The sequence below is a fragment of the Noviherbaspirillum soli genome (genome assembly GCF_015352955.1).
Classification (GTDB): domain Bacteria; phylum Pseudomonadota; class Gammaproteobacteria; order Burkholderiales; family Burkholderiaceae_D; genus Noviherbaspirillum_A; species Noviherbaspirillum_A soli.
Window position 1 is genome coordinate 195,756 of the sequence record NZ_JACYOX010000003.1, and the last position, 20,457, is coordinate 216,212.

Consider the following 20,457-nt stretch of genomic DNA (forward strand, 5'->3'; position numbering starts at 1 on the left):
ATCGGAGGGGAAATGCAGCGTAATGATAACGGCCGGATTTCTAGTTGGAAAGGATTATGGCGCGATGAGGTAAATAAACGACGTTTTTATTGAACGTTGAAGCGTCATATGCATCGTGCCCGGGACGGATATTAATTCCAAGCCATCACGTCTCATGAAACGGCGTCTTTTTTCCGCATGGCTGCGTTGGGATCGTCACCCAACAGCCTGGCCATTGACTTCCCGCCCGCCGCGCAGCGCGCCCAGTATCTGCAGCCCGTGTTCGACTTCTTCCATCAGCACGGTTTCGGTCAGTCCGGTCTGCAGCGGTCCCTGCGCCAGCCCTGGCGTGCCTGACGCCTGATGGTCAGATGATTCACGGCCAGCAGCACTGCAAGCGCCACGCCCGCAGCGGCTTTGTCCAGGATCACGCGGCGCTTTGTACGAACTTCGTCGGCGATCGGTGCGGTGCGTCCGAGCAGCATTCGGTCTTTCAGTCGTCCTCCCCGATCGGAATGAAAATCCTGCATTTATTTCCTGGCCTTAATTAGTATTTGTCATTTCACAATTTATTTCCGTTAAATATCCTGGTTTCCCTTAATTAATTTGAATGAGGAAATTTTCCGTCAACCATTTATTTCTGAAAAAGATTCTTAAGTTAATTAAATAAATGCCAATATATTCTTCCCGGTAAAACAAGCGTAAAGGCCAGGGATTGGCTTTTTAAGAACCTGGTAATGACGAATAATGCCAACTTCAAAGCGGGACGTTTCATCTTCTAAATTGCAGCATTTCCATGGCCTGGAAGGAAATATTTTCCCCTTTGCATACAGTGACATAAGGAATATTTAATTGCATTCTGCGTAACATGTTTTTCATGGAAAACAATAAAATTTTAGCCTGGGAAAATTTAGATGTCGGATTTATTTACACATTCATTTAGGGCGCAATAAAAAAATTCATTAAGCTGTTGATTTTCCATGTTTGCTTATTTCATGGCACGCGCCTTGCAGCAGATTTTTTCAGGGAATGGGTAAAAGAGATCAGCAGGAGCCTTTCCTTTATTGCGAACTGGCTTGTACTCAAGATTTTGATCGGAGAAAACACCATGCGCTTTACCATGAAGAAAAAAGTTTTGGCATGCAGCATCGCGGGAGGTCTGGCCATGCTTGCCTCAAGCGCGGGAGCACAGACGACATTCCCGGACTTTACCGTGAGTGAAGTCGCTGTTCCTGGCGCGAACGCGGGCATTGTCAATGCTGACAAGGTGACCGGCAACTACGTCGAGGTGATTACCTTCAGTGGTAACAACTTCAATGTGTCGCTGTTGTGGCAAGCCGGCCAGTTCGTAGCCAACGACGGCACGACGCCGGTCGCGTCCCAGCTTGGCGGGGTCACGTCCAACCAGTACGGCATGTACGCGCTGTACCAGGGCAACGGCAGCTTCAGCGCCGGCGCCAATGGCACCACGAACTTCCGCTTCTCCCCGGGCGGCAACCTGTCAGTATTCCTGGACCCGGGCAGCAACACCACCTTCACGCAGCCAGGCAACGGCTCCACCGCCTGGGGAACCGCCAACGCGGGTGAAGACATCCGGATCGCCAACGGCGTGCCGACTTCGGGACAGGGCACGCTGGACCCCAACCTGCCGACCTGTTCCGGCAGCGGTGGCACCGGCATCAACTGCGGCAGCTTCGGCGCGTCGTCGTCCTGGGGGCTGACGTCCGCTGGCACGAGCTATTTCACCGCGCCCAATCCGTTCTACAGCGTGTCGTTCCAGTCCGGCCAGCTCAATAATTTCAGCCTGAGCGGTACCCAGGTCATCAATGGCTCGCTGGACGTGATCTTCAACGGCGGCGGCGGCGGCCAGGTTCCCGAACCGGCCACGCTGGCCCTGCTTGGCCTGGGTGTGCTTGGACTCAGCCTGTCGCGACGCAGAAAGGCCTGATCGCATTTGTTGTAAACCGTCCTCAGGGGAGACCGCCGGCTGGCCTGATGCAACACAGGCCGGTCAGGCGGCTGAGCAGGCTGCCACGACCGAGCGTGGCAGCCTTTTTTCTGCGTGCGGACGGCTCATTGCGTGGATGCGACGCCTTCGCTTTCCGGAGCCCGCGCTTGCCAACCCGCTCTAATGGCGCCGGCCAGTTGATTCCCGTGTGCGGCACGGCAGCGCATAACCGGCAAGACAGCATTCTGCCAGCCGGTCTCCCAGTTCCCGCCGCGCCTGCGGGTCGGTGCCCATGGCCCGGTGCAGTCCTTCCGGCAGGGCATGCACAGGCAGCACGCCCGGCATTGCCGGCATGTCCCAGGTGGCCGCATAGGCCGCCTGCTTGGTCGGGACGCCTTCCTGGCCGGGCAGGCCCAGGTTCAGGCGCGGCAGCGCATAGGCCATTGCCACGATGCGGCCATGCAGACTGCTGCCCAGGTAGCAGCGGGCGCCGGCAATCAGCGCGCAGATGTTCCACAGGTTCAGGCTGTGCAGGATCGCGGCCGGCGTGCGCATGCGACGAATAACGCGCCGGTAGCAGTCGATGTCGTCATGCCAGTATGCGGCGCCGGCACGGAAGAACACGATGCCGCAGCCGGTCTCCCGCGCCGCCAGGTCGAGGGCGCGGGCAAGTGCGTCGAGCGTGAAGTCGTCGCCGAAGTCGGCGCTCAATTGCACGGCCAGGTAGCCGCGCGGAAAACGCTGGCGCAGTGCGGACAGGGCGCTGCCATGGGCGTGGCGGCGGATGCGGCGATCCAGCAGCCTTGCCGTCAGCGCCGCCGGGTCCGGCATCAGCCGGCTGGCGATGCCGGCGCGGGCCAGCAGGCCGTGGGTGATTCCGTCGCGCACCGACACAGCCTCGGCCTGGCGCAGCTTGTCCAGCACTTCGCGCTGCATCGCTGCATCGCACTGCGCCAGGCCGACGCCGCCGACGGCAACATGCAGCACGCGCAGTCCGGCAGGCGCCGCCAGATACGGCGCCAGGTCAGGGCGGCGCAGCCGTTCATGGGCCCAGGCGGCGCGACCTTGGAGGTCGTGATCCAGGCAGTTCACTATCGGCATCGCCTGCCGCGGCGGCAGCAGCATCACCGCAGCCTCCCAGACGCTGCAGGTCAGCAGTTCGCCGCCGGCATGGATCAGCGCGCCGCCATGCCGTCCATGTCGCGCCAGCACATCGGACAACGGCAGAACCCGCTTGCCGCCGACCGGGCGCAGGTCGACCTTGGCCAGCCCGGCATAGACCAGGTGGCGTGGCCACAGCAGCGCAGCGGCCACCTGTGCGAACAGCAAATCGCCGAAGTTGTGCCGGTCGAAGGCGCCGAAGACGATGGTGGCGGGCTGCATTGCCGTGCTGGCCTGCAGGCCGCGCCGCCTTATCCCCGCGATGGATTGATCAGGTATTTCTCCCCGGTGCTGCGCCGGCCATAGGCCGCCACGGCGTCGGCGCCCAGCGCTTCAGACAGCGACACTTCCTTCGTGTAATGGCTGGCGAAGGTCGTGGTCAGTTCGGCGGCAACCCGCTGCTTCAGGCGCGCCGCCACCTCGGGGCCGGCCTTTTGCAGGAAGGGGAACAGCAGCCAGCCGCCCATGCCCCAGGTCATGCCGAAGTCGCGCACGATCTCGGTTGGCCGGGTGTCGAGGCCGCCGTAGATATACACCTGCTTGAAGGTGGTGGAGCCGTAGCGGCTGTATTCCTTCGCGGTGCGGTTGGCCGCCGCTTCCATGCCGGACAGGATCTGCCCCGCCAGGCGGCCGCCGCCGATGGCGTCGAAGGCAATGGTGGCGCCGGTGGCGACCAGCGCGTCGGTCAGTTCCTGCATGAAGTTGTCGGCGGTGGAATCGACCACGTAACGCGCGCCTATGCCCTTGAGCAGTTCCGCCTGCTGCTGCGAGCGCACGATGTTGACCAGGCCGATGCCATCCTTGATGCAGATGCGGTTCAGCATCTGTCCCAGGTTGGACGCCGCGGCGGTATGCACCAGCGCCTTGTGGCCTTCATTGCGCATGGTTTCCACCATGCCCAGCGCGGTCAGCGGATTGACGAAGGCGGATGCGCCCTGCGCGGCCGTGGCGCCTGGCGGCAGCGGCAGGCACTGGTCCGCCGGCACGCAGCGGTATTGCGCATACATGGCCCCGGCCAGCACCGCGACCGTCTTGCCCATCAGCGCCTGCGCCGCCGGCGAGGCGCCGGCCGCGACCACCGTGCCGGCGCCTTCGTTGCCCACCGGCAGCGATTGGTCGAGCCGGGCCGCCATGCTTTTCATGCCGCGCTCGGGGATGGGCGCGGTGACGACCGGCCCGCTGGCATTGCGGCTGAAGACCGCGCTGGACATGTCGGCAGCGCCGAACAGCAGGCCAATGTCCGACGGATTGATCGGCGAGGCTTCGATACGCACCAGCACTTCATTCTCGGCCGGCGTTGGCACCGGCACCGGCGCCAGCGACAGTTCCAGCTCGCCGCTGGCCTTGACCAGCGAGCGCAGTTCCAGGGCAGTTTTTTCGGTCGGGGTAGTCAATTGTTGTCTCCTCGTGTGATAGGGCGCAGTGAAAGCGGCAAAGCTTAACACCGGCCCGGCTTGCCCGTTTGTGCCAGGTCCATTGCCGAGTTCGGGGTGTGCTGCTCTTCCGGCAGCCAGGCCACGGTGACGGCGGTGCAGACCGGGATGCCGGTCATGCTCACGAGCAGCGTGGCAAAGCCGCCCAGACTGAGCAGCAGGGAAACCAAACGGGATGGGCGGACATGGCAAGCCGGGGGCGATACCCGGGCAGCGCGAGAGCATGATTCTGCCCGCGAAAGCCGGTCAGCGACGAGTCGTTCGGTTAAGCAGACATGTCGGCGCTGTGCTACATTGCCGTCGCGGTTTCCGGCCATGCCGGACCGCATACGTTCTCAGGGCGAGGTGAAATTCCTCACCGGCGGTAATGGGGCGGGCATATGCCAGGTTTTGGATTGGCACAGGACTGCCCCTAGTCCGCGAGCGCTTGCTGCAGCGCCGGTTCTCCGGCATCGCGGCAAGGTCAGCAGACCCGGTGCGATTCCGGGACCGACGGTCACAGTCCGGATAAAGAGAGAGCGGGATAGTGCCTTCCCGGCCGGCTGCTTCGGCGCGGACTGCCTGGTCGCGCCATGCCGTGGCCGGGCCAGTCGCGCCAGGCCGGCGGCCATGCTGCAAGCGCATGGCGTGCATCTTTCCCATCGATCGCAAGCCCTGTTTTTTGTCCATCGAAAACAGGAGTAACAACCATGCAAACCTTCCATTCCAAAGATGCCGCCGCCTCCCTGCCGGGCAGCCGCGTTGCCTTCATCCAGGCCGGCTGGCACAGCGAGATCGTGAACCAGTGCCGGCAGTCCTTCATTGCCGAAATCGGCCGTCTTGGCCATGCCGAAAGCGACATCGATTTCTTCGAGGTCGCCGGCGCCTTTGAAATCCCGCTGCATGCCAAGCTGCTGGCCCAGAGCGGCCGCTATGGCGCCATCGTCGGCGCCGGGTTGGTGGTGGACGGCGGCATCTACCGGCATGAATTCGTCGCCCAGGCGGTGATCTCGGGCCTGATGGAGGTGCAGCTTGCCACCGGCACGCCGGTGATTTCGGCAGTGCTGACGCCGCACCATTTCCATGCCGGCGCAGAGCACCGCGATTTCTTCGCCGCGCACTTCGTGGTCAAGGGCGAGGAGGCGGCCAGGGCCTGCCATGCCACCATGCATGCGGTGCGCCAGCTGCGCGGCCTGCCCGACCTGCGGCGTTGAGCAGGCAGCCGGCTTGGCGTTGCGACCTGCATGCAACGCTAGGCCGGTTTCGTGATCCAAGCCGCTGGCGCTGTTGCGGGAGGACGCGATGTTTGTATTCTTTTCCAGCCGGCTGGGCTGCCTGGGTTCGATTGCCGTATCCCTGGTGCTGACCCTGCTGCTGTTATTGCTGGGTGTGTTCTGAGCCCCGGCCCTGGATGTGACAACGCCTGGCCGCCGCGACGGTGGCCAGGCGTTTTGCCGGCAACGCGTCGGCAGCGCGTGATCCGCGCCGCCGACGCGTGCCCGGTCAGGGGATGAAGTTCAGCGTTTCCGGCAGATCCCTGCTGGGCACTTCGAAGACCGGGCCGTTGTCATCCGGATCTTTCACCTTCGCGCCATCGCTGATGAAGAACTCGGCAATCTGCCGCTGCGCACCGATCGCAAAGGGAGCCGCTGCGGGCGTGAAGATGTTGGTCAGGAAGGTATGCGGATTCTTCGGTATCCCCGGGATGTTTGCATAGGCCAGGTCGTTACGGTACTGCACGGCGGCATTGGCCAGCTTGCCGGCGCGCAGGATCGCGCTGGTGGTCGGATTCGGCACCGTCTGGTCGCCGTGCGCAAACTGGAACAGCACCGGCTTGGCGCTGTTGCCGGGCAGCGGATTGGACCGGATGAACGGCGCATAGGACACCGGGTTGCCAGCCTGCTGCGCCCACTCGTTGCGGTCCAGCAGCTGCTGGATCGCCATCGCGCCCTGCACATTGTTGACCACCGGGCCCTGGCCGCGCAGCGGGATGTTTTCATTGAATTCGATGCCTCCCGCCGGCGGCAGGTTGATCAGCGACGGCAGCCGGGTGGCCAGCGCAGTGCCCGTCAGCGGACGGAAGGCGCCGAGCCTGGCTACCTCGGTGATGGAGCCGCCCGGCACGTTGGGCACGCCGGCCTTGATGCGCGGCTCCACGCCCAGCAGGATGGTGCCGTAGATGCCGCCGAAGGACTGGCCGCTGTAATAGATGCGGTCGCCGTCGAGATCGGCCTTGCCGTCGCCGTCCACGTCCATGCCGGCTTTGACCACGCTCACCAGCTGCATCAGGTCGACCACGGTCTGGCGCAGGCCGTCGCGGTTGCCCAGCACGGTGTAGGGTGCGGCGGCGTTGACGCCTTCGGTCGAGTCGATCTTGCCGTCGCCGTTCTGGTCGTAGCCACGGCCGCCGGCCGGCAGGGTGACGGTGGTGCCGTTGCTTGTGATGGTCAGCATGCCCTGGTCGCCGCCGCCATGGCCGACCACTTGGATTGCCAGGGTGGCGATGCCCTTGTCGGCAAAGGTCGATGCCACCGTCCAGGGCGCGCCATACATGCTGTCGGTGAAGCCGTGGCCGAAGATGGCGACCGGGTAGCCCCTGGCTGGCTTGTCGCCGGATGGGAGGAACAGCTGGAACACCAGTTTCTCGCTGCCCTGCGGCGCGGGCTGGCCGGTGCGGGTCGGCGTTGCCGGAATGTATTTGGCGTCGTTCAGGTAGCTGGGCGAGTCGAACGTGCCATAGGCGATCTTTTCAACCGCGCCCGGCACGACCTGCAGTGCCGCCATCGGCAACTGGGAAGTGGTGAATCCGGCCACGCTGGTCTGGCGCTTGAAGGCGATGCTGGTGCCGGCCGCCGGGAATACCGCGCGGGCGGCGCCGCCGTTGCCGATCATGAAATTGGCGCCTGGCTTGGCGTCCCTGACCGACTTCATGATCTTGTACAGGTCGGCGCTGATGCTCTGGGTGGAAAACAGCGTGGCAGCGGCAACCTTCAGATTGGCCGGAATGCGTGAGCGCAGCGCGTCGCGCAGTTCGCGCCGGTATTCGCTGGTCTCGCGACGCTGGTCGCTGTCGTCGTTGTCCATGTCGATCGACTTGAGCTTCTTGCCGCTGGCGTCGCGCACGCCGTCGGTGACGATCAGCACATAGCGGGAATGCTCGTTGAGCAGTTCATCGGATTCGAAGGCAAGGGTCTTGCTGGCCGGGTCCCATACCACCTGGTTGATGCCGACTCTCTGGCCGGCGCCCATGCCGTTGGTGATATCGCCGAGATTCATCAGGAAGATCGTGTTGCTGTTGACGGTGCGCGGGTCGATGGCGCCGTTGAAGGGCAGGGTGATGCGGGGCTGGGTGGAAAAGCCGTCCAGGGTATTAAGCACCTCGATGTCGGCGCAGTCGCTGGGACGGGTGGCGCAGTTCGGCAGCGGCAGTTCCACGCGGCGGCCGGTGTTCTGGCTGGGGTCGGCGACGGTAAAGCGGTCGCTCGGGAAGGGACTGCCTGCCGGGTCGGACAGGTCATAGCGGATGGCGACACCATCGGCCAGCACGGTCAGTGGAAGGGCAAGCAAAATCACGGCGGACGCCATGCGGCGGCCAGTATTTTTCAACATGCATGTCTCCTGGTTTTTGGTGTTCTAGGCTAGGGCCCGGTGGCGGGCCGTTCGCCATGCCTGCGAATCCGCTGCAAATATTTTCCGGTTGGAAATATAAGTCATTGTTTTATAACGGAATTCGTTGCTAGATGGTATTTCGAAATTTAGTGCACGGCAATTGAAATAATGTGCGATGTAGACGTTTATCAATAGTATTTTGCACGGTCGTTCGTAAATTTCTCCGACTCACGTTAGAAACAATTGGGTGGCCTCGATCCCGCTGCATAAGCTTGCAAGCCGCGAAAACCGACTTGCAGACAAGCGTCGCCCCTGTTTTTCCCCTGCGCACGAATACAGCCGGGCTTCATGATGCCGGGATGAAATCGCAGAACCGGAAGTGCATCCGGCTTTCACGCACCAGGCCATGCCGGGCTCGGCTTTTGGCGTCGGCGCGCTGCAGGATCCTGCGGCGCAGCGCCAGAGCCGGCGATCCGGCCTGGCTTGATGGATGCAGTCCTGCGAAGGATCTGGCGCGGAATTACCATTTGTTGTCCACCAGTAAGCAGGTATCATGCCGCGATGGATATCAACAGAGACCTGCTGCCGCCGTTCGTGGATCTGCTGCTGGATGCTGTCTTTCTGGTAGGCCTGGACGGTCGCGTCGTCTATGTCAGCGCAGCATGCGAAAGGATGTTCGGCTACACGCCGCAAGAGCTCACGGGACAGCGGCTGATCGACCACGTCGCGCCGCAAGACCGTGCGCGCACCCTGGAGGAGGCCGGCAAGGTCGTGGCCGGATGCGCCCGGATTGGCTTCGAGAACCACTATGTGCACAAGGACGGCCATCTGGTGGCTATCATGTGGTCGGCTAGTTGGTCTGATACCGCACAACTGCGCATCGGCGTTGCCCGGGACATCAGCGAACGCAAGCATGCGGAGCAGATGCAGGCGGCAACCTATGCCATCTCGGAAGCAACGCACGATGCCACCGACCTGGACCAGCTCTTTCAGGAAATCCATCGCATCATCACCACGCTGGTGCCGCTGATCGGCTTTGCTGTCGTTACCTGTGACATCAGGACCGGCCAGCTGGCTTTTGCCTGCCGCGCGGGCCCGCACGCCTATTCGGGGGCGGCCTGGGAGGCGGATGCGCTGCGGCATTGCGCCGCCGTGATCCGCACCGGTGAGGCCATGGCGGTGCCCGACGACGAACCGGGGGCGCCGCCATGGCTTGCGATGCCGCTGGTGGCACAGAAGGAGACCATCGGCGTGCTGCTGGTCAAGCAGCCGGCGGGGACAGCGCGCACCGGGAAGGACAGCGAGCTGCTGCATTTCGTTGCCGCGCAGGCAGCCATGGCGATCAGGCGCAGGAATCTCAACGATGAACTGCTGCGGCTGGCGCGCTACGACCAGTTGACCGGGCTGGCGAATCGCCGTCTTTTCGAGGACCGGCTGGAGGCGGTGCTGGCGCGCTGCCGGCGCAAGCAATGCCGCGCCGCGGTGCTGTTCATCGATCTCGATGGCTTCAAGCAGGTCAATGACACCCTGGGCCATGCCGTTGGCGACCTGCTGCTGCAGCACGTGGCGCAGCAACTGAAGCGTTCGGTGCGGGAAGTCGACACGGTGGCCAGGCTGGGCGGCGACGAATTCGTGATCCTTCTGGAAGAGGTGGACCAGGAACAGCAGGCGATGGTGGTGGCCGACACGGTGCGCAGGGCCTTGTTGCGGCCGGCCCATGTCAACGGCCAGCTGCTGCAGGCGCGCGCCAGTATCGGGCTCGCGTTCTATCCCGACCATGGCCTGGAAGCCGGCCATATCCTCAGGCATGCGGACCAGGCAATGTACCTGGAGAAGAAGACCGGCCGTTCGGTTTCTGATTGAGGCGGCGCCCGGCCCCGCAAACGCCGAATCTCAAGCCTGCCGCTGCAGCGCCGCCAGCTGACTCAGGATGCCGCTGAACACCGGATCCGACACCGAGGCCGGAAAGTCCGCCGGCAAGCGGGCGGCCACCTCGGCCAGCGCGGCTGGCGCGCGGCGAATGAAAAGCTCGATCACCGCCTCGAAATCCGCGCCCAGCGCATTGCGCCTGGCCGCTTCGTTCCAGTGCCTGCGCTGGATGTCGGCCATCCGGTAATGGCTATTGCCGGCGCGTAGCGCCATCGCCATGGCCACCTTTTTCCAGGGCAGCCTGTTCGGGCCGTCGCCGATCACGGGCCAGGCGGAAAGCACGTCGTACAGCGGCGTCAGTCGGTAAGCGCCGCCGCGTTCCAGGAAGATGCTGAAATTCTTGGCATGCCCGTCCGGGGCGGCGAGCAGCCAGAACAGCAGCTGCGCGGCGAGAAAGGTCTCGCGGTCCCGGGTTGCGGTGCTGCTGCCGCGCAGCCTGTCGAGGATGGCGGCCATCCCCGGCCCGCCCCGGTTCTCGTACTTCAGCTCGACCGGGCAGCCCAGCGCCTGGCAAAAGTCTTCCTGCGGCAGCCTGGCGATCCAGCCATGCATCTGGCGGCGGTCGAAGCGTTCCACCACCAGCACCTTGTGCCGGCCGAACCGCTCGATGTGGCTATTGGCGGCTTCCAGGCCGAAAGCCCTGGCCAGCAGCGAACAGAGCCATTCGTTTTCCACCGATGTCGAGAAGTCGGCGCGGGCGCCGCCGACTTCGCCCAGCGGCAGCTTCAGGATGTGGCTGGTGGGCGTGGCCGCCAGCGGCCGGCACCATGCTCCCTGCCATAGCAGCGCGGTTTTTTCCTGCGCGCCGGCAATCGAGATGCGCAGTTCCTCGCCATCGTCCGCCGCCAGCCCGGCGCCGCCGATGGCGGCATCGAGCAGGCGTTCCACCTGGCTTTCCGACAGGGGTTCCGCATCGATCCTGCGCACCTCCGGCGCGGCGGCGTCGGCCGGCAACAGCATCACCGCGCCGACGCAGTCGCGTCCGATCTTTTCGATCAGGTCGAAGGCGCGGGTGGTTGCGGCGCCGAAGCGGCCCGCCAGCCGCTTCCGGATTGCCAGGCTGTCCGGCAACAGGTTGTCGAAGTAATGCTCGACCGCCTCGCCGCCGAAGGCATCGCTGCCCTGCGCCAGCGGCAGGGATAGCGACAGCGGCCTCGCATTGGGACTGGACAGCCAGTCGGCGTGATAGGCAAAGCGGTGGCTGGCGCCGGCCAGCGTCCAGCGGCCCACCCGCTCGCCGTTCATCCAGACGTCGAGCGCGCGCGTGCGGGAAGGCCGGCCGGCCATCTACCACTGCTCCCCGGATTCGGGCGTCGACGCCGCCTGCGCGCGTGCGCCGATGCTCAGTTCGGCGTCCAGCGCCATGGCCAGCGTCAGCAGGGTGTCGAGATTGACCTTCTCCGGCCGGCTCTCGATGGCGGAGATCCGTTCCTGCGACAGGCCAACCCGGCGTCCAAGTTCGGCTTGCGACCAGCCCCGGGCCTTGCGCAGGCTGCGCAGCACCGGGCCAAGCTGACCGGTAGTACGGATGGGCGTTGTCATTCGGGCTCCCTGGGCAGGCAATGAAATACGTGGAACAGGCGAAGACATGATTCGTTGATTGCTCGTATTTTATATGTTTAAAAGAATAAATTTACATTATTCGCCAAAAAGAATATCTTGTATTTATTCGTTTAATGACCTGGCGCCAGCGGCGGCGTCCTTGTAAATGTGCGATTTTCAATTGACCCGACCGCTTAATGGACGAATAAAGCGATTGCGTGCAACATGGACGGCAACCAAAGCGCTTGATGCGGGCAGCGCCGTTCGATTGAAGTTCACAAGAAGAAGAGGAGAAACGTCATGAGTGTATCCACTGCACCTGTCGTGCTGCGCCGCGAAGGCGGCGTCGCCTGGCTGATCCTGAACCGTCCGGAAGGGCTCAATGCGCTCGACATTCCGACTGCCAACGCCTTCTACGATGCCTGCGCCGAGCTGGCGGCAGACGCCGGCGTGCGCGCCGTCGTGCTGCGCGGCGAAGGCCGCACCTTTGGCGTCGGCGGCGACCTCGCGGCGCTGCGGCAGGACCCGGTCGGCACCGCAATGGCGCTGATCGAGCCGATGCACAAGGCGGTCAGGCTGCTGGCGGCGATGAATGCGCCGGTGATCGCCAGCCTGCATGGCAGCGTGGCGGGCGGCAGCCTGAGCCTGGCCATGGCCTGCGACCTGGCCATCGCCGCCGATACCGCCCGCTTCAACCTGGCCTATGTGAACGTCGCCGCCAATTGCGACGTATCGGGCTCCTGGAACCTGCCGCGCCTGGTCGGACTGCGCAACGCAATGGCCATTGCCTTGCTCGGCGACACCTTCGACGCCGCCGAGGCATTGCGGCTGGGCCTGATCAACCGGGTGGTGCCGGCCTCCACGCTGCAGGAGGAAACCGATGCGCTGGCGCGCCGTCTGGCCGACGGCCCCACGCTGGCCATCGGCCGCATGAAGCGCCTGCTGCGGCAGTCGCTCGACAATGACCTGGACACCCAGCTCGACCTGGAGCGCGACAACTTCCGCGCCAGCGCCGCCACCGAGGATTTCGCCGAAGCGATGGATGCCTTCTTTTCGCGGCGCGCGCCGCATTTCAGGGGCAGGTGACCAGGGCGCCGCGCCAGGCTTGTTCAAACCGCACGGCCATGACGGCAGTCTGTCCGGCCCCCGATCGGTTGAACTATGGCGACCGGCCTTTCTCTACAGAACAGCCCCGGCGGCATCGTCCGCCGGAAACATCGTTCACTTATCAGCGGAGGCAAGCATGTCCAGGGTTCTCGTCCTTTACTATTCCAGCTACGGCCATATAGAGACCATGGCGAACGCAGTCGCCGAAGGCGCTCGCGCCACCGGCGCGACGGTTGACGTCAAGCGGGTGCCCGAGACCGCACCGGCGGAAGTGGCGAAGAACGCGCATTTCAAGCTGGACCAGCAGGCGCCGGAAGCCAGGGTGGATGAACTGGAAAGTTATGACGCCATCATCATCGGCGCGCCGACCCGCTATGGCCGCATGCCATCCCAGATGGCCAGCTTCCTCGACCAGACCGGCGGCCTGTGGGCGCGCGGCGCCCTCAACGGCAAGGTCGGCGGCGCCTTCACTTCCACCGCCACCCAGCACGGCGGACAGGAAACCACGCTGTTTTCCATCATCACCAACCTGCTGCACTTCGGCATGACCGTGGTTGGCCTGCCATACAGCTTCCAGGGCCAGATGACCCTGGACGAGATCGTCGGCTGCAGCCCCTACGGCGCCAGCACCATCGCCGGCGGCAAGGGCGAGCGCCAGCCCAGCCAGACCGAACTGGCCGGCGCGCGCCATCAGGGTGAACTGATCGCCAGGACGGCCAACAAGCTGTTTGGCTGAACGCGGGCAGGAAAGCAATACGGCGGCGGTCTTCCAGCCCGCAGCGGCAGGCGGCGGGCGTTGCTCGTCGCTTGCCGCCGCTTGTTCATTGCCTCAGATATCTTCGTCCGCCGTGCTCTTGCCGCCCTTTTCCTTGGCATCCGCATCGCCGCCCTGCACGATCGGGTCTTCCCCGGGCACGGTTTCGTGCACGATGGTGGGCTGGGCAGCGCGGTCGTCTTCGCCTGGCAGCGGCGGCTTGCCGGTATCGGGTTCGCGGTTCATGGCGGTCTCCTGTGGATGAAATGGGCCTGGATGTCCGGACTCTAGGCCAGCGCGCCGGTGCTGCCTATCGGACAAGCCGCTTTTTGGCCGTCGGAATCGGCTGACAGACAGCCGTTCATGTGTTGCGCCAAACGACGGCGGCGGCGAAATGGCTGAACCGGAGCCACTGCCGGGGGCTCGACAGGGAGCGGCAATACCGCCGCAGGCGCTCCCGGATTGCCTGTCCCTGTTCCGGAGCAGCCGTTTCGTGGCGATGTCCGCCACAGGAAATCCGTCCATGAATACAAGCACTTCCGGCGCGCTCGCCGTGCGCGGCACCCTTTACCTGGCCATGCTGGCTGCCGCGGCATCGATCGGCCGCAGCACCATGCAAAACCTCCGGCATGCCGCCCGCCTGACGCGGCAGAGCAGGCCGTTCCATGCAAGCCCGGAAGCGGCCGAGGCCAGCCTGCTGATCGTTGGCGACAGCACCGCGCTGGGCACCGGCGCCAGCACGCCGCAGGCCAGCCTGGCGGGCCGCATCGCCGCGCATTACCCTCGGCTGCGCGTGCGCAACCTGGCCCGTGCCGGCGCGCGTTTCGCCGATATTGCCGGGCAGCTGCACGATGCCGGGCGGCATGACCTGATCCTGGTTGCCGGCGGCGCCAATGATGTGATGCGTTTCACGTCGCGCCAGCGCCTGGCGCGGGACATCGACCTGGCGCTGCATCGCGCAGCCTCCCAGGCAGAGCGGGTGATCCTGGTGCCTGCGCCGAACGTGGGCAATGCGCCTTTCTTTCCGCGGCCGCTGTCGTGGCTGCTGTCGCACCGGGCACGCCTGCTGCACCGGCTGGCGCGGGCCAGCGCCGGCACGGTGGGCGCGGCCTATGTCGACCTGTACCGGGAGCATGCCGCCGACCCGTTCGCGCAGGACCCGCGGCGGCTGATCGCGGCCGACAGGCTGCATCCGAGCGATGCCGGCTATGGCGTCTGGTTCGATGAACTGGAACGGCAGGCGCCCCTGTCGCGACTGCTCGGCATGCCCGTGCCGGCCGGGCGTCAGGCGGCCTGGCCGGGCGACTTGTAGAGCGTCAGTTCCCAGCAGTCCTGCCGGCTGTCATGGCGCAGGATGTAGCTGGCCTGGTCGCTGGCGGACACCTTGAAGTAGATATAGTCGGACGCCGGCCAGCGGTCTACGACGTCGAGCACGGTGATCCTGTCCGCGCCGAGCCAGAAGGCGGCCGGCTCCAGCAGGCCAAGCGGGCCGGTGACGGTGTCAACCCTGAGCAGCATCGGTGGGCAGGTGGCTGGGCTTCATGGCGGCATCATGCCTGCTGCGCGGCCTCCGGTGCTTGATCTGGCGCGTGCAGGATGCACTTGGATTGCCGGAACGCCGTTGTGGTCACGGCGCCGCATCCTGATCGGGCATGGCGATGCCCAGGGCCTTGAGGCGCCGATAGAGGGTGCGCTCGCTTAACCCGAGCTGGCGCGCAAGCTCCTTCCGCGTTCCCGGGAAGCCGCGTGCCAGCCTGGCCAGTTCGGCATCGGACATGCGCCTGCCCGCAGGCGCCGGCAGGCCCGCCGGCTGCGGCGCCGACGGCGCAACCGCGGCCAGCGCCGGCAACTGCGGCAGATCGATGATGCCGTCGTCGGCAAACAGGCTGGCCCGCTCCAGCACATTGCGCAGTTCGCGGATGTTGCCCGGCCAGTCATGGCCCGCCAGCCTTGCCACGGCCTGCGGCGTGATGCGCAGCGGCCGCGACGACTGCGCCATGCGCTGCAGGAAGGAGTCGACCAGGATGGGAATGTCGCCGATGCGTTCGCGCAGGGCGGGCAGCTCGATCGGAAAGGCGCTGATGCGGTAGTACAGGTCCTGCCGGAAGCGGCCGTCGGCCACCATCTCGCGCAACGGCTTGTGGGTGGCGGCCACCAGCCGGAAGTCGGCCTGCAGAGTTTCCACGCCGCCGACCCGGCGGAAGGTCCCGGTTTCGATCAGGCGCAGCAGCTTGACCTGCATGCCCAGCGGCACGTCGCCGATCTCGTCCAGGAACAGCGTGCCGCCGCGGGCAGTCTCGACCAGCCCGTGCTTGCGGCTTGCCGCGCCGGTGAATGCGCCCTTCTCGTAGCCGAACAGTTCGCTTTCGAACAGCGTCTCGCTCAGCCCGGAGCAATCGACCACCACGAACGGCCCGCGCGAGCGCTCGCTGGCCTCGTGCACCGCGCGCGCAAACAGCTCCTTGCCGCTGCCGGACTCCCCCAGCAGCAGCACCGGCAGGCGCGATGGCGCCACCCGCTGCAGCGCTTCCAGCGCCTGCATGAAGCACGGCGAACGCCCCACCAGGCCGTCGCTGCTGGCGCGGGCCGAGGCCTGCCGCACCGTGACCAGGTGCTCGACATAGCCGACCACGTTGCCCGCCGCATCCAGGATGGGGCGCAGTTCCACGTTCACATGCTCCGGGCCGCGCGGCGTGTGATGGATGTGCAGCACCCGGTCGGGGCCGCGCTTTTCCAGCGCCTTCTTCATCGGGCAATGCTCGCCGGCCAGGTCGCACGGCTTGTCATAGTGATGGGACACCCGGAAACACTTCTGCCCGACCACGGACTGCCCGGCCAAGCCGAACTGGCGCCGGTAGGCCGTGTTCGAGGCCAGGATGTTGTAGTCGGTGTCGAGCACGATGGCTGGCTGGGCTTCCTGGTCGAGGTAGGAAACGAGCGCCTGCACCTGGGCATCGGGAACGCTGGAAGTCATGGTCGGCATCCATTCCGGAAAGTAGGGGGGCAGGCTGGCAGGGGGCGGGAAGCGCTGCCAGGCATGTCTGCCATTTGCTGCCATTCTCTGCCATTTCAGTGCGGTTGTCAGTATGCCGACGTCGCAGCTGAGCGATGCCTTGGAAAATTAGTCCTTTAAATTCAATGACCTGGATGTATAAGGCTTTTTCTCCGCCGGCTGGCACGCTGCTTGCGCTACAGGGTGACATCAATGTCAGCACGACGCTGGAGGAAACATCATGAATGGCAACAGCATCCTGCAGGTGGAAGGCTTCTTCGACCCGCGCACCTGGACCGTCAGCTACCTCGTGCTGGACCGCGAGACCAGGCAGTGCGCGCTGGTCGACAGCGTTCTGGACTACGACCCGAAATCCGGGCGCACCGGCCACGCCAGCGCCGACCGGCTGATCGCGCGGGTCAGGGAACTGGGCGCCAAGGTGCAGTGGATACTGGAAACCCATGTGCATGCCGACCATCTCTCGGCCGCGCCCTACCTGAAGGAGAGGCTGGGCGGCCGCGTCGGCATCGGCAGCCGGATCACCACCGTCCAGGACGTGTTCGGCAAGCTGTTCAACGCCGGCCCCGGCTTCGCCCACGACGGCAGCCAGTTCGATCACCTGTTCGAGGATGGCGAGGAATTCCGCATAGGCGGCTTGCGGGCGAGGGCGATGCACACGCCCGGCCATACGCCGGCCTGCATGACCTATGTCGTCGGCGACGGCATCGAGGACGCCGCCTTCGTCGGCGACACCCTGTTCATGCCCGACTACGGCACTGCCCGCTGCGACTTCCCCGGCGGCGACGCGCGCACCCTGTACCGCTCGATCAACAAGGTGCTCTCCCTGCCGCCGGCCACCCGGCTCTACATGTGCCACGACTACCAGCCCAACGGCCGCGAGGTGCAGTTCGTCAGCACCGTCGCCGAGGAGCGCAGGCAGAACATCCATGTGCGCGACGGCATCAGCGAGGAAGAATTCGTGGCGATGCGCACGAAGCGCGACGCGACACTGGAGATGCCGGTGCTGATCCTGCCGTCGGTGCAGGTCAACATGCGCGCCGGCCATCTGCCCGAGCCGGAAGACAACGGCCGGCGCTACCTGAAGATACCGATCGACTCGCTTTGAAAAGAGAGCGCTCATTTCCAACCATTCCCTTCCAGGCAGGAGACGACCATGGACATCCGCAGACTGACTCCCGAACTTTCCGTGTCGCCGCAGATCGTGCCGGCCGACGTGCCGGCGCTGCAGGCGGCGGGCTACCGCGCGCTGATCTGCAATCGTCCGGACGGCGAAGGCAACGACCAGCCGCTGTTTTCCGAGATCGAGGAGGCGGCCCGCGCCTGCGGCATCGAGGCGCATTACCTGCCGGCCGAATCGGGCAAGGTCAGCGACGGGCAGGGCGCGGTGTTCGGCGCGCTGATGGCGATGCTGCCCAAGCCGGCGCTTGCCTACTGCCGCACCGGCATGCGCTCGACCACGATGTGGGCGCTGTCGCAGTCGGGCAGGCGGCCGCTGCCGGAGATCATCGATGCCGCCAGCCATGCAGGCTTCGACCTGAAGGGCGTGGTGCGGCGCATCGCCCATGGCGGGCGCACGCCGGTGGAGGTCAGCGAGGCCGAGCATGAGGTGGTGATCGTCGGCGGCGGCGCGGCCGGCATTGCGGCGGCCGCCAGCCTGCTGGCGCGCAGCCCGGGGCTGGACGTGGCCATCATCGACCCGGCCGACGTGCATTACTACCAGCCCGGCTGGACCCTGGTCGGCGGCGGCGTCTTCGATGCGCGCGACACGGTGCGCACCATGGGTTCGCTGATCCCGCAGGGCGCGCACTGGATCAAGGCCGCGGTCGCCGCCTTCGAGCCGGAGCGCAATGCGGTGATCCTCGACGGCTGCCGCGTCGTCCGCTACCGCCAGCTGGTGGTGTGCCCCGGGCTGAAGCTGGACTGGCATGCGGTCGACGGCCTGGCCGAGACGCTGGGCCACAACGGCGTGACGTCGAATTACCTGTACCACCTCGCGCCCTATACCTGGGAACTGGTGCGCAATCTGCGCGGTGGCCGGGCGCTGTTCACCCAGCCGCCGATGCCGATCAAGTGCGCCGGCGCGCCGCAGAAGGCGATGTACCTGGCTGCCGACCACTGGCGCCGCAGCGGCGTCCTGGACAAGGTCGACATCGGCTTCTTCAACGCCGGCGCGGCCCTGTTCGGCGTGCCGGACTATGTGCCGGCGCTGATGGAGTATGTGCAGGCCTACGGCATCGACCTGAATTTCAACCATGCGCTGACGGCGATCGACGGGCCGGGCCGGGTGGCCACCTTCACCCGGACCGCGGCGGACGGCACGAAGGAACTGGTGCAGAAGGCGTTCGACATGATCCACGTGGTGCCGCCGCAGAAGGCGCCCGACTTCATACGCGTGAGTCCGCTGGCGGATGCGGCCGGCTGGGTGGACATCGACCCGGCGACGATGCGGCACAAGCGCTATCCCAATGTGTTCGCAATGGGCGACGCCGGCAACACGCCCAACGCCAAGACCGCCGCGGCGGCCCGGGCCCAGGCGCCGGTGGTGGCGCACAACCTGCTGGCGGCGCTGGGCCGCGCGAAGGGCGAGGCGCACTACAACGGCTACGGTTCCTGCCCGCTGACGGTCGAGCGCGGCAGGATCGTGCTTGCCGAATTCCTGTACGGCGGCAAGCTCGCGCCCAGCTTCCCGTCGTGGCTGATCGACGGCACCCGGCCGTCGCGCCTGGCCTGGCTGCTCAAGGAGCGCATCCTGCCGCCGCTGTACTGGGAAGGCATGCTGAAGGGCCGGGAATGGATGGTGCAGCCCGAGCTGGTGGATGCCGCCGCGACCAATGAAGCCGTCTCCTGAATCCCGCTTTGTCCAACCTGAAAGGAAGCTGCCATGAAAGCCAATGTCGGTAGCACGGACCGCAGCCTGCGCATCGTCGCCGGCCTGATCATCCTGTCGCTGTATTTCTTCCTCGGCGAAGGAACGCGCTGGCTGGCGCTGATTGGCCTGGTGCCCCTGGTTACAGGGCTAGTGAGCTGGTGTCCGCTTTACACCCTGCTGGGCATCCGCACCTGCCGCGCGCCGTCGCGGCAGGGCTAGCGCGACATGGTGCCCGTGGCCAGGGCAGAGCCGTCCATCGCGGCCAGGGCCAAAGCCATGACCGCGGACGGACGGCGCATTGCGCATTGCCGGAGTCAACCATGACGCTGTACCTGTTCCTGGGCCTGGTGACAGGCGCCATCCTCGCGCTGACCGGCGCCGGCGGCGGCATCCTGGCCGTGCCGCTGCTGGTGTTCGGCGCGCACATGGGCATGGCGCAGGCCGGGCCGATCGGCCTGCTGGCCGTGGGCATGGCGGCCAGCCTCGGCGCGGCCCTGGGCTTGCGCCAGGGGATCGTGCGCTACCGCGCCGCGCTGCTGATCTCCGGCGCCGGCATGCTGCTGTCCCCGGTGGGGCTGTGGCTGGCGGCGCGGGTGGACAACCGCTCGCTGACCGTCCTGTTCGCCGTCGTGCTGGCCATCGTCGCCTGGCGCGGCTTCCGCCAGGCCGGGGCCGCCGCCAAGCCCGGCCAGCGCAGTCCACCCTGCCTGCGCGATGCCGCCAGCGGCCGCTTCATCTGGACCACGCCGTGCGCGCGCTCGCTGGCAATCGCCGGCGGCATCGCCGGCCTGCTGTCTGGCCTGCTGGGCGTCGGCGGCGGCTTCGTGATGGTGCCGGCGCTGCGCCGCACCACCGACCTGGAAATGGAATCGGTCGTGGCCACTTCTCTGGCCGTGATCGCGCTGGTCTCGGCCAGCGGCGTGGCCTCCAGCATCGTGGCCGGCCGCCTGGAATGGGCGGCGGCCTTGCCCTTCTGCGCCGGCGCGCTGGCCGGCATGATGGGCGGCCGCATGGTCGCGGCCCGCATCGGCGGCGCCCACGTCCAGCGCGCCTTTGCCGCGGTGGCCGCGCTGGTCGCGCTCGGCATGGTGGCCAGGGCGGCGCTGTCGCTGCCGGCCTGACCTGGCTGCTTCA

At 65.7% G+C, this 20,457-nt stretch carries 21 protein-coding genes and 1 riboswitch; of the genes, 10 read left to right on the forward strand and 11 right to left on the reverse strand.

All coding sequences use genetic code 11. The features are described from left to right. Positions 1–290 precede the first annotated feature (290 nt). Together IGW04_RS04950 and IGW04_RS25590 are read right to left on the reverse strand one after the other, a co-directional pair. Entirely contained in the window at positions 291–509 is a 219-nt protein-coding gene (locus IGW04_RS04950; RefSeq protein ID WP_194711923.1) for a hypothetical protein, read from the reverse strand. A 463-nt stretch (positions 510–972) separates the two neighbouring features. Continuing rightward, on the reverse strand, positions 973–1,146 hold the full coding sequence (locus IGW04_RS25590) for a hypothetical protein (protein WP_228526879.1): 174 nt from the start codon (positions 1,144–1,146) through the stop codon (positions 973–975). Between IGW04_RS25590 and pepA the strand changes: the two genes are divergently transcribed. Continuing rightward, entirely contained in the window at positions 1,145–1,927 is a 783-nt protein-coding gene (pepA, locus tag IGW04_RS04955; protein ID WP_267253675.1) for a flocculation-associated PEP-CTERM protein PepA, read from the forward strand. The two genes, IGW04_RS25590 and pepA, sit on opposite strands and share 2 nt — an antisense overlap. 180 nt (positions 1,928–2,107) lie before the next feature. Here the strand turns inward: pepA and IGW04_RS04960 are convergent, their stop codons facing one another. From IGW04_RS04960 to IGW04_RS04970, 3 genes are read right to left on the reverse strand one after another with little or no spacing between them, the layout of a single operon-like run. Beyond that, complete coding sequence (locus IGW04_RS04960; RefSeq protein ID WP_194711925.1) at positions 2,108–3,310, reverse strand: polysaccharide pyruvyl transferase family protein; 1,203 nt, start codon at positions 3,308–3,310, stop codon at positions 2,108–2,110. 29 nt (positions 3,311–3,339) lie between these two features. After that, complete coding sequence (locus IGW04_RS04965) at positions 3,340–4,482, reverse strand: zinc-binding dehydrogenase (protein ID WP_194711926.1); 1,143 nt, start codon at positions 4,480–4,482, stop codon at positions 3,340–3,342. Positions 4,483–4,526: 44 nt separating this feature from the next. Then, the gene (locus IGW04_RS04970; protein WP_194711927.1) at positions 4,527–4,691 is read right to left on the reverse strand and encodes a hypothetical protein; all 165 of its coding nucleotides are present in this window, start codon (positions 4,689–4,691) and stop codon (positions 4,527–4,529) included. 157 nt (positions 4,692–4,848) lie between these two features. Next, positions 4,849–5,045, forward strand: a riboswitch (FMN riboswitch). Between the two features lie 165 nt (positions 5,046–5,210). On the opposite strand from IGW04_RS04970, the gene IGW04_RS04975 reads away from it, so the two are divergent. Next, the gene (locus tag IGW04_RS04975; RefSeq protein WP_194711928.1) at positions 5,211–5,714 is read left to right on the forward strand and encodes a 6,7-dimethyl-8-ribityllumazine synthase; all 504 of its coding nucleotides are present in this window, start codon (positions 5,211–5,213) and stop codon (positions 5,712–5,714) included. Between the two features lie 289 nt (positions 5,715–6,003). On the opposite strand, the gene IGW04_RS04980 is transcribed toward IGW04_RS04975, so the two are convergent. Continuing rightward, positions 6,004–8,109: an Ig-like domain-containing protein gene (locus IGW04_RS04980; RefSeq protein WP_194711929.1), complete on the reverse strand. Its 2,106-nt coding sequence runs from the start codon at positions 8,107–8,109 to the stop codon at positions 6,004–6,006. Positions 8,110–8,670: 561 nt separating this feature from the next. Here IGW04_RS04980 and IGW04_RS04985 point away from each other — a divergent pair. Then, complete coding sequence (locus tag IGW04_RS04985) at positions 8,671–9,972, forward strand: sensor domain-containing diguanylate cyclase (protein WP_194711930.1); 1,302 nt, start codon at positions 8,671–8,673, stop codon at positions 9,970–9,972. 30 nt (positions 9,973–10,002) lie between these two features. On the opposite strand, the gene IGW04_RS04990 is transcribed toward IGW04_RS04985, so the two are convergent. Continuing rightward, positions 10,003–11,325, reverse strand: coding sequence for a type II toxin-antitoxin system HipA family toxin (locus IGW04_RS04990; RefSeq protein WP_194711931.1), 1,323 nt, complete (start codon positions 11,323–11,325; stop codon positions 10,003–10,005). Then, positions 11,326–11,580 carry a helix-turn-helix domain-containing protein gene (locus IGW04_RS04995; protein ID WP_194711932.1) on the reverse strand — a complete coding sequence of 85 codons (255 nt, stop codon included), beginning with the start codon at positions 11,578–11,580 and terminating at the stop codon, positions 11,326–11,328. It abuts the gene before it with no gap. A gap of 300 nt (positions 11,581–11,880) precedes the next feature. Between IGW04_RS04995 and IGW04_RS05000 the strand changes: the two genes are divergently transcribed. Further along, a complete protein-coding gene (locus tag IGW04_RS05000) occupies positions 11,881–12,666 on the forward strand; it encodes an enoyl-CoA hydratase/isomerase family protein (RefSeq protein ID WP_194711933.1) in 786 nt (261 codons plus the stop codon). Between the two features lie 157 nt (positions 12,667–12,823). Beyond that, the gene (gene wrbA / locus IGW04_RS05005; RefSeq protein ID WP_194711934.1) at positions 12,824–13,423 is read left to right on the forward strand and encodes an NAD(P)H:quinone oxidoreductase; all 600 of its coding nucleotides are present in this window, start codon (positions 12,824–12,826) and stop codon (positions 13,421–13,423) included. Positions 13,424–13,516: 93 nt separating this feature from the next. Here wrbA and IGW04_RS05010 read toward each other — a convergent pair whose 3' ends face one another. Then, positions 13,517–13,687 carry a hypothetical protein gene (locus tag IGW04_RS05010; RefSeq protein ID WP_194711935.1) on the reverse strand — a complete coding sequence of 57 codons (171 nt, stop codon included), beginning with the start codon at positions 13,685–13,687 and terminating at the stop codon, positions 13,517–13,519. Positions 13,688–13,964: 277 nt separating this feature from the next. On the opposite strand from IGW04_RS05010, the gene IGW04_RS05015 reads away from it, so the two are divergent. Then, entirely contained in the window at positions 13,965–14,753 is a 789-nt protein-coding gene (locus tag IGW04_RS05015) for a GDSL-type esterase/lipase family protein (RefSeq protein WP_228526860.1), read from the forward strand. Here IGW04_RS05015 and IGW04_RS05020 read toward each other — a convergent pair. Further along, positions 14,726–14,959 carry a hypothetical protein gene (locus tag IGW04_RS05020; protein ID WP_194711936.1) on the reverse strand — a complete coding sequence of 78 codons (234 nt, stop codon included), beginning with the start codon at positions 14,957–14,959 and terminating at the stop codon, positions 14,726–14,728. The two genes, IGW04_RS05015 and IGW04_RS05020, sit on opposite strands and share 28 nt — an antisense overlap. A 109-nt stretch (positions 14,960–15,068) precedes the next feature. Further along, positions 15,069–16,424, reverse strand: coding sequence for a sigma-54 interaction domain-containing protein (locus IGW04_RS05025; RefSeq protein WP_194711937.1), 1,356 nt, complete (start codon positions 16,422–16,424; stop codon positions 15,069–15,071). Between the two features lie 250 nt (positions 16,425–16,674). Between IGW04_RS05025 and IGW04_RS05030 the strand changes: the two genes are divergently transcribed. The 4 genes from IGW04_RS05030 to IGW04_RS05045 all read left to right on the forward strand — a co-directional run bounded on the left by IGW04_RS05030 (position 16,675) and on the right by IGW04_RS05045 (position 20,444). Beyond that, positions 16,675–17,559 carry an MBL fold metallo-hydrolase gene (locus IGW04_RS05030; protein WP_194711938.1) on the forward strand — a complete coding sequence of 295 codons (885 nt, stop codon included), beginning with the start codon at positions 16,675–16,677 and terminating at the stop codon, positions 17,557–17,559. Positions 17,560–17,607: 48 nt separating this feature from the next. After that, complete coding sequence (locus IGW04_RS05035) at positions 17,608–19,302, forward strand: bifunctional protein tyrosine phosphatase family protein/NAD(P)/FAD-dependent oxidoreductase (RefSeq protein ID WP_194711939.1); 1,695 nt, start codon at positions 17,608–17,610, stop codon at positions 19,300–19,302. Positions 19,303–19,335: 33 nt separating this feature from the next. After that, complete coding sequence (locus tag IGW04_RS05040; RefSeq protein ID WP_194711940.1) at positions 19,336–19,542, forward strand: YgaP family membrane protein; 207 nt, start codon at positions 19,336–19,338, stop codon at positions 19,540–19,542. A 101-nt stretch (positions 19,543–19,643) separates the two neighbouring features. After that, the gene (locus tag IGW04_RS05045; protein ID WP_194711941.1) at positions 19,644–20,444 is read left to right on the forward strand and encodes a sulfite exporter TauE/SafE family protein; all 801 of its coding nucleotides are present in this window, start codon (positions 19,644–19,646) and stop codon (positions 20,442–20,444) included. The last annotated feature ends 13 nt before the right edge of the window (positions 20,445–20,457 follow it).

Coding starts and splice junctions, on each gene's coding strand:
- IGW04_RS04950 (WP_194711923.1), bottom strand. CDS start 509: ATGCAGGATTTTCATTCCGATCGGGGAGGACGACTGAAAGACCGAATG.
- pepA (WP_267253675.1), top strand. CDS start 1,145: ATGCTTGCCTCAAGCGCGGGAGCACAGACGACATTCCCGGACTTTACC.
- IGW04_RS25590 (WP_228526879.1), bottom strand. CDS start 1,146: ATGGCCAGACCTCCCGCGATGCTGCATGCCAAAACTTTTTTCTTCATG.
- IGW04_RS04960 (WP_194711925.1), bottom strand. CDS start 3,310: ATGCAGCCCGCCACCATCGTCTTCGGCGCCTTCGACCGGCACAACTTC.
- IGW04_RS04975 (WP_194711928.1), top strand. CDS start 5,211: ATGCAAACCTTCCATTCCAAAGATGCCGCCGCCTCCCTGCCGGGCAGC.
- IGW04_RS04980 (WP_194711929.1), bottom strand. CDS start 8,109: ATGTTGAAAAATACTGGCCGCCGCATGGCGTCCGCCGTGATTTTGCTT.
- IGW04_RS04985 (WP_194711930.1), top strand. CDS start 8,671: ATGGATATCAACAGAGACCTGCTGCCGCCGTTCGTGGATCTGCTGCTG.
- IGW04_RS04990 (WP_194711931.1), bottom strand. CDS start 11,325: ATGGCCGGCCGGCCTTCCCGCACGCGCGCGCTCGACGTCTGGATGAAC.
- IGW04_RS04995 (WP_194711932.1), bottom strand. CDS start 11,580: ATGACAACGCCCATCCGTACTACCGGTCAGCTTGGCCCGGTGCTGCGC.
- IGW04_RS05000 (WP_194711933.1), top strand. CDS start 11,881: ATGAGTGTATCCACTGCACCTGTCGTGCTGCGCCGCGAAGGCGGCGTC.
- wrbA (WP_194711934.1), top strand. CDS start 12,824: ATGTCCAGGGTTCTCGTCCTTTACTATTCCAGCTACGGCCATATAGAG.
- IGW04_RS05010 (WP_194711935.1), bottom strand. CDS start 13,687: ATGAACCGCGAACCCGATACCGGCAAGCCGCCGCTGCCAGGCGAAGAC.
- IGW04_RS05015 (WP_228526860.1), top strand. CDS start 13,965: ATGAATACAAGCACTTCCGGCGCGCTCGCCGTGCGCGGCACCCTTTAC.
- IGW04_RS05020 (WP_194711936.1), bottom strand. CDS start 14,959: ATGCTGCTCAGGGTTGACACCGTCACCGGCCCGCTTGGCCTGCTGGAG.
- IGW04_RS05025 (WP_194711937.1), bottom strand. CDS start 16,424: ATGCCGACCATGACTTCCAGCGTTCCCGATGCCCAGGTGCAGGCGCTC.
- IGW04_RS05030 (WP_194711938.1), top strand. CDS start 16,675: ATGAATGGCAACAGCATCCTGCAGGTGGAAGGCTTCTTCGACCCGCGC.
- IGW04_RS05035 (WP_194711939.1), top strand. CDS start 17,608: ATGGACATCCGCAGACTGACTCCCGAACTTTCCGTGTCGCCGCAGATC.
- IGW04_RS05040 (WP_194711940.1), top strand. CDS start 19,336: ATGAAAGCCAATGTCGGTAGCACGGACCGCAGCCTGCGCATCGTCGCC.
- IGW04_RS05045 (WP_194711941.1), top strand. CDS start 19,644: ATGACGCTGTACCTGTTCCTGGGCCTGGTGACAGGCGCCATCCTCGCG.